We start from the raw sequence: 9777 nt of genomic DNA, 5'->3' as shown, positions 1-9777 counted from the left end.
ATAAGTTTACACTTTGTATCATCCTAAAATCAATCAACAATACATTTTTAACTAAAGTAAACAACCTATAAATAAACGCTTTAACACTATTGTAAAGATTTAAAATAGTCATTTTGCGTAAATTGCGTTTTTCTTGCGTTACGAAATTTGCAGGAGTAGTACGGAAATAAGTTTACACTTTGTATCATCCTAAAATCAATCAACAATACATTTTTAACTAAAGTAAACAACCTATAAATAAACATTTTAATTCTATTGTAAAGGTTTAGAATAGTCTTTTTGCGTAAAATTGCGTTTTCTTGCGTTACGCAATTTGTAGGGGCAGTACAGAAATAAATTTACACTTTGTGTCATCCTAAAATCAATCAACAATACATTTTTAACTAAAGTAAACAACCTATAAGTAAACACTTTAATTCTATTGTAAAGGTTTAGAATAGTCTTTTTGCGTAAAATTGCGTTTTCTTGCGTTACGCAATTTGCAGGAGTAGTACGGAAATAAGTACACTTTGTGTCATCCTAAAATCAATCAACAATACATTTTTAACTAAAGTAAACAACCTATAAGTAAACATTTTAATTCTATTGTAAAGGTTTAGAATAGCCGTTTTGCGTAAAATTGCGTTTTCTTGCGTTACGCAATTTGTAGGAGTTGTATGCAAATAAGTGTCTTGTTCTAAATAGGTTTACAGTTTTAGACTGTAAATAATGGAAAAATGTAAAGTTATTTAGGACGATACAAGCCTTTTTAATAAAGTTAATTTTATGAAATATATTTTTACTTCTGCGTCAACTATCACATAGTTACCAAAAAAACCTTTAAATATGGTTTTAAGACATTTTTTATTCTAAAACAATGTAAGACACTCTGTGGCTTTATTTCATGTTAATTTGACCTTATTTAGCCTTTAAAACTATATTTTTACATTTAATTAATCAATGGTTAGCTTATTTATTAGAAAATTTCGCGCCATTTGCTTTTTTTTACACTACTTATCTCTGTGGTGTTCTTGTAGCCGTCCGCAGGACATACGTCAGCTTCCGCTACCGAACCGCATTTTTATCAACTATGAAATTTTCATAGTCTTTTATTTCTTTTTATTTTAATATATATTATATATCATTATTATCAGGTAAATTTTTCCCGCACTATATATTAACTTACTGATTACATATATTTTATCTTTTTGGTTTTTTTAATTATTACTTAGTTATATTAACAAGAACATATCGGGTTAATTATGAAGAAAAAGGGGCTATATTTCCCATAGTAGAAATAATACCCCAAAATATTCCAGTTTTGAATGTTACCAACAAAAACCTTTATACATGGTTTTAAGACATTTTTTATTCTAAAACAACCCAAGACGCTCTGTGGTTTTATTTCATGTTAATTTGACCTTATTTAGCCTTTAAAACTATATTTTTACATTTAATTAATCAATGGTTAGCTTATTTATTAGAAAATTTCGCGCCATTTGCTTTTTTTTACATTACTTATCTCTGTGGTGTTCTTGTAGCCGTCCGCAGGACATACGCCAGCTTCCGCTACCGAACCGCATTTTTATCAACTATGAAATTTTCATAGTCTTTTATTTCTTTTTATTTTAATATATATTATATATCATTATTATCAGGTAAATTTTTCCCGCACTATATATTAACTTGCTGATTATATATATATTATCTTTTTGGTTTTTTTTACTTATTACTTAGTTATATTTAACAAGAACATAGCGGGTTAATTATGAAGAAAAAGAGACTATTATTTCCCTTAGTAGAAATAATAGCCCCAAATATTCCAGTTTTAAATTAAACGTTAATCAAGTCTATCAAATTTTTAAAGTAATTAAACGTACTTTTTAACCCCATGTTTGTTGCATAAAATTAATAACGCTTTCTTGATTGGTCTTTTTATATTTTGTTAAGGTGTCTGCTTTACGAATCCCTGTTATTTTCATAATAATATGATCTGGCATTCCCTTTTCTGATGATAAAGTTATAAAGGTTCTTCGTGCTGTATGAGTACCTATCATCTGCCATTTTTCCAGTTCTGCTGTGTGTTTTTTATTCCCTGTTTTAGTTAATTTTTTTACAATTGTTCTTATTCCCGCTTCTTTACAAATTTTCTTTATTTCTGTATTAAATCTGTTTTTTGAAATAACAGGAATATTCCATTGATACTTTTCTAAAATAGCTGAAAGCCTAGGCGTTAACGGAACAAAACTCTCATGCGCCGTTTTTTGGTTTCTCTTTACTATCATTTCTCCATTAGGAGTTGCAACAACATCTGATTTATTAAAAACCGAATAATCTGAAAAACGTTGTCCTGTGTAAATCCCTAACAAAAACACGTCTCTAATTTGGTTATGCTCTTTACTTTTTAACTCTACGGTTTCTATCTTTTGGATTTCTATGGCTGTCAGATGTACCGCATCTATATCGTATTTTTTGACTGTATTTTTCACCTCTTTAATGGTAAAACCATAATTCTCTCTAACCCAATCTAAAAAGGCTAAAAATACTTTTATGTGTCTATGTAGTGTATTATCGTTATAAGTATTATTACTTTGAATTTGTGCTCCAAGCTCCTTTGCTTTTTGCTTATCTACCAAATTAATATAATCTCTTAAAAAACCACAATAGCTATCTATCCAGTTTTCATTCAAATCCCCAAACAACGTTACTTTATTTCGGTAATGGTCAAATAAGGCTATTTTTTTACTCATATTATTGTAAAAATAATCCCATGCCTTTGAGGTGTCTTTACGTTGTTTCTTTGACTCCATAAATACCTTAATAGCTTCACTCACTACATAAGGTAATTCATCACTTTTATAATTATACTTAAACTCTTTATCGAAAACACCTCGTAAAGCTGATTTGGTTAACGGGATATTTTTTTGCTGATATTCAGATATTGTTTGCTCTAACAACTTTTTATAATTGTCTAAAACTAGTGCAATTTGTTTATTCTTTTTTCCCATAGCCCCTCGTTTTACTTTCGGGTAACGGGTAGAAAAATCCCACTCTATTGGGTTTATTTTTTGTTTTGTGCTATATTTGAAATTCTTATTGCTTGTCGGTTCGTCTTTTGCATAAAAAATTAAGTCTATAGCCGTCTCTACTTCCTCTTTAGGTTTCTTTAAATAAAAATACATATCTTTTTTTTACAAACATAACAAAAAAAGGGAAACAAACAGGGAAAGTAAAAGTATATTTAATTGTAATTTAAGCGGACAAACAAAAACAATAAAAACACACAAGTAATTGAAAATGTTTACATTATACACAAAAACAAGAAAACACAAACAATATAGTGCGAATACGGCGGATTCGACTACGTCCGAATCCACTCGGAATTGCTAATGTCTGTACCAAACCGAAAATTAACGCATATTAACCCGTACTGACGGTTATACGAGACCGTTGTACAACATTTCATAATCTCCGAAAAATGCAGAAAGAAAAAGATAAATTTGAATTTGTTTATGTTGAAAACGACGGAACGATTCGTGAATTAGATAACACAGAAATTGAATATCTACAAACTGAATTCGAACCATTTGATGGAGCTAGACCATATATCAAAAGTGATTATAAGCAATTAACACCTGACAAAAAGATTTCAGGCTTTCTCCATAGAGATAAAATCCCTAGAGACATTAAAGTCATAAATACTAATTTGAGGTATGCGGAAATTAGACTTCCAATTCGCATACATGATTCAAATCAGGCAATTATATTATCTGTCGGAATATATAATATTGACCTTCTAGGTGGGTGGAGTGTTTCTCTCGGCAACTTTTCAATCTCATTAACGAGTAAGAAAAGTAAAGAAGTAATAATACCGAAAGTTATAAATTGGAGAATTCAATCATATGAGTTTGGCAAAAGAGCTAAAAGAATAATGACACTAGAAATTAGGGAACCAGGTGTTTATTTTATTGAATTTAAGAATCCTAAAGATTTAAAAGTAAGACGCTCAAATTTATTTCTAATGAAATTGTTTGAAAACGAAATACCTAATGATGAATTGAATATTTGGATTGATAGAAAGTAAAAAACATTGTACAACAAGGTGTATAATTAATAAGATTGAATTTCCTCAGTGGAAATTCAATCTTATTAATTATCTTTCCACATCAACGGAAAACCACTCGCGTCCTTTTCCGCAAAAAATCATACACAAATACGTTGCCAACAAGCTGACAAAAACGCTCTGAATTGAAAGCAAAACAACCATACCTGAAAGGAAAATCTGTTTTTATTGTTTCATTACTTGTAATCGGAATCACAATTCTGACTGTTTATATTACAGGAATAAATTATAATAGGAGTTTGACTTCTAATCTCTATTTGTCACTTGGAATTATAGCTACAGCTCTATTCCTGTTTATGACTTACGGTCTTTACACAGGAATTGGACTAATTGACAACTTTCCAAAATTTCGGAATTTTCAAACAGGTGATTTGACTGGAAGCACATCACCTACAATTGATATGCCTTCGATTGATGTTGGGGATGGAATTGGCGGACTGATTTTGTCGATTTTGTTATGGATTGCGATGTCGATATTGTTTGTTGTTTTGCTAATTGTTTTGGAAGCCGTTTTTTGGTTTTCTCTTTTTATAATTTTAGGAATGCTTTACTGGATTTTCTTTAGAGCATTGAAGTTTGTTTTTAATAAATCAAAAGACACAAAAGGAGATATTGGAATTTCAGCAGTTTACTCGCTAACCTATACTCTACTATATATCGGTTGGATATTCGGAATTTTATATTTGACCGAAATAATAAAATAAAGCCAGTTGGCAGCAACGTGTATAATTAATAAGATTGAATTTTCTAAGCGGAAATTCAGTGTTTTTTAATTTCGCGAACCTATTTAATTATGATGGGGGATAGTGTGAATAGAAAAATGTTAGCATAAATAAGTAAAAGTAGTTGTATTTGTAGAAAAAAGTTAACAAAAAACTTTCAGCGCCACCGCTCAAGAGAATAAAGTTAGTTCATTGCGTTGAGCGGCACCGCTGTAGAGCATAAAGTTAGTTCATTACGTTGAACGGCACCGCTGAAGAACCTAGTATAATTAGCTAACCCTTGGTAGCGCAGTTGTGGTCTTGTTTTTAAAACAAGAAAAACTTAAAATAATGTTAATTAGTGGGTTAGGTGTTGTGAACTTGACTTTTAAAAAATATATTTGAAAAGAAAGAAGAGGTGTACTACAAATTTTCTTACGCGTCATTAATAAGGAGAGACAATGATTGAAGTAATCTCTCGATGTAAAAAGATTGCTACAGTAAAAATGTTTACTTCGCAGTGACGGTGTTATTTTAAAAAACGGAAAATCGTCAGGCACCCGAAAAAAGTTTAATTAAAATCAAAAATTGTTATGTTTATTTCAGCATTACTACGAAATTATCGTATTGAAGAGTACATCCAATTTATGCATGATGTACAACAGTTATGTATTAATAACGACGCTACCGCCTTACAATTAGGAGCTCGATTAGAAACCTTTACCACACAGTTTACCTTGTTGGAAGCCGCTTATGCCAAGCCTTTACGCCATGAATTAACCGAGGTTATTAAAGATTTAGATGCACAACGTGATCGTTTATTTTCGCAAATTAACATGTATTTAAGCGGAAATCAGTTAGAGGCCAATACTGAAATTGCCACCGCAGCGGGTGCCGTGCTTCAAAAGATTAATGATTACGGTGGAGTAGGGCAAATAAACAAGCTTAATTATCAGGCACAAACAGCTGCTTTACGTAATTTAATTGATGATGTGTTAGTCATGCCTCAATTAGATACGTTGGCAACTATGGTAAACTATCGTTCTATGCTTCAAACTTTACAAACCATTAATGAGGAGTTCAGAGTTAAGTTTTTAGAGCGTACCCAAAACCAAGGTACCTTAAGCAATGAAGAGGCTTTTTTAGCATTAAGAGAGCCTATGAATGAGGCTTACTATAAGTTGTTATTCAGAATAGAAGCAGGGGCGGAGTTTAACGAAGAGCAAGAAACGCCGTTACCTAATTTTAAACAGGTATCTGATGGTATTAATGATGCCATAAGGAGAGTGAATAAATTGGTAGAAGCACGAAAAAGCAGTTCTGATGACAGCCCAACCAATGAGTCTCCTGCAAATGATGGTGTATAAATTACCTGAGTTTGATTAAATAAGTATATAAACTATATAACAAACCGCAAAAATATTGCGGTTTGTTGTGTTTTTACCTTTATAGTTAACGTGAGTTCGACGTAAGAATTGTAGCAAGCAAAGCAAAGCTTTGCTCTCCTTTTACGCAGAATAATCTGAAAAATCACTGAAAATCAGGAGTAAAACGACGCAGTGTTTTTCAGATGGTTTTAAACGGAGTTTAAAAATTCCTCGTAAAAGTGTCTTTTCTTTTGGTTCGTTTTCTTTGGACAAGCAAAGAAAATGAACAATAAAGATTTATTAAAGCTATAAATAAATCATAATCAGCATATTACACAGGTGTAAAAACAAAAGTTATATCGAACTCACGTTAGTTAAGGTATAAAGAGTTAATACCCTTTAGCATTATTTATTTTAATGCGGAATAATAAAGGTATTTATAAAATTTTTACAATTTTTAGTTTTCCTTTATGGTATAATTCAGACAAAGAGGTGGGTACATTGTTGTAATAAGGAAGCGTATCTTGAAATGAAAGATGTTCATCTGCAATAAAAATATAATTATCTCTGTCTTGTAATACGCTAAGGTTATCTTGGTTTAATTCAACAAATTCAATATAGCTAAGACATTTTAATTCAGAAGCTTCTTCAATTGTAATTGCATCATTATTGTAAATAAACATATGCTTGGTTCCGCCACCTTCCTTTCCAAACCAAGGAATTACTCTTGTTGATTTAATTTCAATATATTCGGGTAGTTTTCTAAGTAAAAAATATTTTTGTTCAAGTGCTAAAAATTCATCGGGTAGCGATTTTTTGTTGAACTCTTCATCACCTGACCAAAAGAAAACTCCTTGATTTTGCCATGCCGGATCTTGTTTGTTTTTTGTTGCTTTAGGGTCGAAATAATGCATTAAAACATTTCCTCCAAGCATAAAAGTTAAAATAGATTCATTGATTAACCAGTCAAATTTGGTTAAATCTTTTGTGTTCGTGTTTTGAGGACTTTGCGGTTGCTTATTGTTTTCGTTTCTTTTTCTATTAAAAAAATTAAATAATTTCATACTTACCGTGCTTTAATTTTATTGCATAAAAATAATATAGTTGATAACTTAAAGCTGTTTCAATAAAAACTAAGGATGCTTGGTGGTTTAGTTTTTAACAAAGCAATTTTTGTAAAGTTACTTTTTATGTATTTTTTGACACAGCCAAAATACAATAAAACTCTTAAATAAAGGTGTATAACAGGCTACTAAGCTAAGTAAGGATAGTAAAGAATTTTTAACCCCTAAAAGCACAGAATACTTCACAACGCATAGTTTCGTTCGTAATATCGGTAAGAAAAGGTTTTATTACCCAAAACTAGTAAGTTAAAAAACATCTAACTTCTACTATTTCACTTCTAACTTTAGTAGATACAGATTACTTCACTACGTGGAGTTTCGTTCGTAATATCGGTAAGAAAAGGTTTTATTACCCAATACTAGTAAGTTAAAAAACATCTAACTTCTACTATTTCACTTCTAACTTTAGTAGATACAGATTACTTCACTACGCAGAGCTTCGTTCGTAATATCGGTAAGAATAGGTTTTATTAAGGAATACTAATAACTCAAAAAATTTCCGACTTTCACTATTTTATTTTTAACTTCCTAATTCCTAATTCCTAATTCCTAATTCCTAATTCCTAGTTCAAAATCTAAAGCCTCAAACTCATGTCCGTTAATAATAATGGCTACTTGGTGAAGCCCGGGATAAAACTTTCGGGTAGTAATCAATTTAAAAGATTGTCTTCGTACTATGAAAGAGTCTGAGTTTTCCGGATACATCTTTTCACTTATTTTAAAAACCTTTCTAGCTAAATTACCATTGGCTTTTAAATAATAGAGTCCGTATTCCAATCTAATTTTAGCCGGAGTTTTCCCTTGGTTTTGTAGGATAAAAGAAAACTCTAAGAAATCTCCTATGGTTACGGTTGGGGTGTGTACTTTAAAAGAAGCTATTTGTATAGATTGTATGTTGCTGTATCCAAAAAGCTTCATCACCTCCTTATTTCCTTGTTTTAATAAGGTTCTGCAGGCGTGTTTTACCACCCAATCTGTTTCTTTTGACTGCCCAAGCCATTGTTGTGCAAGCTGAATCACCATTTCAGGATGGTCTTTTGAAATATCATTTAAGTTATTAGCAACACTTCTGCGTACATACTCAGATGAATCATTTTTTAGAGTGGTAAGTATAGGAATGATTGATGAGGGATCGGTTTTAAACGAGGGTAGTGCCATTGCCCAAGGTAATCTGGGGCGACATCCTTCAGAAGCCAACCGCCTAACGCTAACATGCTTGTGGGCAGACCAACTATGCAACTGCTTTATCATTTCTTTTTCATACTGAATAATAAAAGGGCGCACTGCAAACTCACAACTGGTAAATTGAGTGATGGTTTCAAAAGCATTTACAGAAACGGTAAAATTATCTAAACCATACAACTCTATAAAATCCGGAAAAAACATATACTCAATAGATTTCTCTCGAATTCCTTTGCTGTTGAGTAGTTGAATAATTTCCAGAATATGTGTAACATGCTGGTTAAAATTGCCCGGTAAATGTTGTTTTAAAGACACCGCTACATGGCGCATACGCTGCTTATATTCTTTCAACTCCCAGTCATCATCATAAATAGTTTGAAGAAACGCCTCCGTATTAAAATCAGTAACTATTTCTTTAACTGCGGAAGTAAATGTTGTAAAAAAAACAGGATTGTAAATGTTTTTAAAAAGTTCTGCCATAATAAAATTAGACTAAAAAAATACGCCTTGTAAAGCATCAATTATAAGTTGATGATCTTCTGTGTCTTTCAATCCGGAAACTGTAATAACACCAATCATTCCGGCATTTTTAACAAATAAAGGAATAGCACCGCCTTTAGCAAGATAATGGGTAGTATCTAAAGCAAAAGTAGTTTCTAAAGTCATGCTGCCTTGCGCTAAATCATTTTTAACACTTAACGAACTTTCTTCAAAATGCTTAGCTACATTGGCTTTTCTTCTAAGCCAATTATGTTTATCAGCAGGTAAGGTATCATCAACAAATAAAAAAACAGTATGATTTACTCTGCAAACTTCTACAGCTATTTTTTGATTTCTTTGTGAAGCCAGTTCAACGATTTTCATGCCCATTTCTAAAGCAATTCTATTATTAAACTTTTCAAGCTCTATTTTTCTTAAAGTATCCATATGTGTTTTTTAGTTTTTAAAAATAAAAACTTTATCTTATATAAAAATATAAGAAGTACTTTAAAGTACTTCTTATTCTTTAAAACAAACTAAACATTGAAAAATAAAGGTTAAGGTTATTAATCTGTATAAAAGTAATTTTTCAATTAAGTAATTCATAGAAAGTTAGTTAAAAAGCATGAAATTATAGATGAAAAGCAAAAAAGGGGATAAGGTATGGTGTAAAAATATAAAACCTCCCGGTTGTTCACCGAGAGGCCTGAATCAAACAATTACGCATTTATATTTTTAGAAACCCTTCATTTTATCTTTGATATAGAATGCTATTGCAAATTTAAAGTTGATAAAATCAAATTGTATTAAATAAAACTTAA

At 31.0% G+C, this 9777-nt stretch carries 7 protein-coding genes; 3 read left to right on the top strand and 4 right to left on the bottom strand.

The features are described from left to right. Positions 1-1862: 1862 nt before the first annotated feature. Positions 1863-3161: a tyrosine-type recombinase/integrase gene (locus ACQY1Q_RS10735; RefSeq protein WP_431005317.1), complete on the bottom strand. Its 1299-nt coding sequence runs from the start codon at positions 3159-3161 to the stop codon at positions 1863-1865. 296 nt (positions 3162-3457) lie between these two features. Between ACQY1Q_RS10735 and ACQY1Q_RS10730 the strand changes: the two genes are divergently transcribed. The 3 genes from ACQY1Q_RS10730 to ACQY1Q_RS10720 all read left to right on the top strand — a co-directional run bounded on the left by ACQY1Q_RS10730 (position 3458) and on the right by ACQY1Q_RS10720 (position 6170). Beyond that, positions 3458-4063, top strand: coding sequence for a hypothetical protein (locus ACQY1Q_RS10730; protein ID WP_431005316.1), 606 nt, complete (start codon positions 3458-3460; stop codon positions 4061-4063). A gap of 164 nt (positions 4064-4227) precedes the next feature. Beyond that, positions 4228-4806, top strand: a complete 579-nt coding sequence (locus tag ACQY1Q_RS10725) for a hypothetical protein (RefSeq protein WP_431005315.1) — start codon at positions 4228-4230, stop codon at positions 4804-4806. Positions 4807-5396: 590 nt separating this feature from the next. Then, a complete protein-coding gene (locus tag ACQY1Q_RS10720) occupies positions 5397-6170 on the top strand; it encodes a DUF6261 family protein (RefSeq protein WP_431005314.1) in 774 nt (257 codons plus the stop codon). 437 nt (positions 6171-6607) lie between these two features. Here ACQY1Q_RS10720 and ACQY1Q_RS10715 read toward each other — a convergent pair whose 3' ends face one another. The 3 genes from ACQY1Q_RS10715 to ACQY1Q_RS10705 form a co-directional block, all read right to left on the bottom strand. After that, positions 6608-7234 carry a hypothetical protein gene (locus ACQY1Q_RS10715; RefSeq protein ID WP_431005313.1) on the bottom strand — a complete coding sequence of 209 codons (627 nt, stop codon included), beginning with the start codon at positions 7232-7234 and terminating at the stop codon, positions 6608-6610. A gap of 609 nt (positions 7235-7843) precedes the next feature. Beyond that, positions 7844-8956 carry a DNA alkylation repair protein gene (locus ACQY1Q_RS10710; protein WP_431005312.1) on the bottom strand — a complete coding sequence of 371 codons (1113 nt, stop codon included), beginning with the start codon at positions 8954-8956 and terminating at the stop codon, positions 7844-7846. A 12-nt stretch (positions 8957-8968) separates the two neighbouring features. Further along, positions 8969-9403 (bottom strand): heme-degrading domain-containing protein, encoded by a 435-nt coding sequence (locus ACQY1Q_RS10705; protein ID WP_431005311.1) that lies wholly within the window; start codon positions 9401-9403, stop codon positions 8969-8971. Positions 9404-9777 lie beyond the last annotated feature (374 nt).

The organism is Tenacibaculum sp. TC6 (genome assembly GCF_050606265.1).
Lineage (GTDB): Bacteria > Bacteroidota > Bacteroidia > Flavobacteriales > Flavobacteriaceae > Polaribacter.
This window is presented reverse-complemented; position numbering and strand designations above follow the sequence as displayed.

Bases quoted from the DNA above. Each gene is read 5' to 3' on its own strand.
- ACQY1Q_RS10705 (WP_431005311.1), bottom strand. From the start codon at position 9,403: ATGGATACTTTAAGAAAAATAGAGCTTGAAAAGTTTAATAATAGAATT.
- ACQY1Q_RS10730 (WP_431005316.1), top strand. From the start codon at position 3,458: ATGCAGAAAGAAAAAGATAAATTTGAATTTGTTTATGTTGAAAACGAC.
- ACQY1Q_RS10710 (WP_431005312.1), bottom strand. From the start codon at position 8,956: ATGGCAGAACTTTTTAAAAACATTTACAATCCTGTTTTTTTTACAACA.
- ACQY1Q_RS10720 (WP_431005314.1), top strand. From the start codon at position 5,397: ATGTTTATTTCAGCATTACTACGAAATTATCGTATTGAAGAGTACATC.
- ACQY1Q_RS10735 (WP_431005317.1), bottom strand. From the start codon at position 3,161: ATGTATTTTTATTTAAAGAAACCTAAAGAGGAAGTAGAGACGGCTATA.
- ACQY1Q_RS10715 (WP_431005313.1), bottom strand. From the start codon at position 7,234: ATGAAATTATTTAATTTTTTTAATAGAAAAAGAAACGAAAACAATAAG.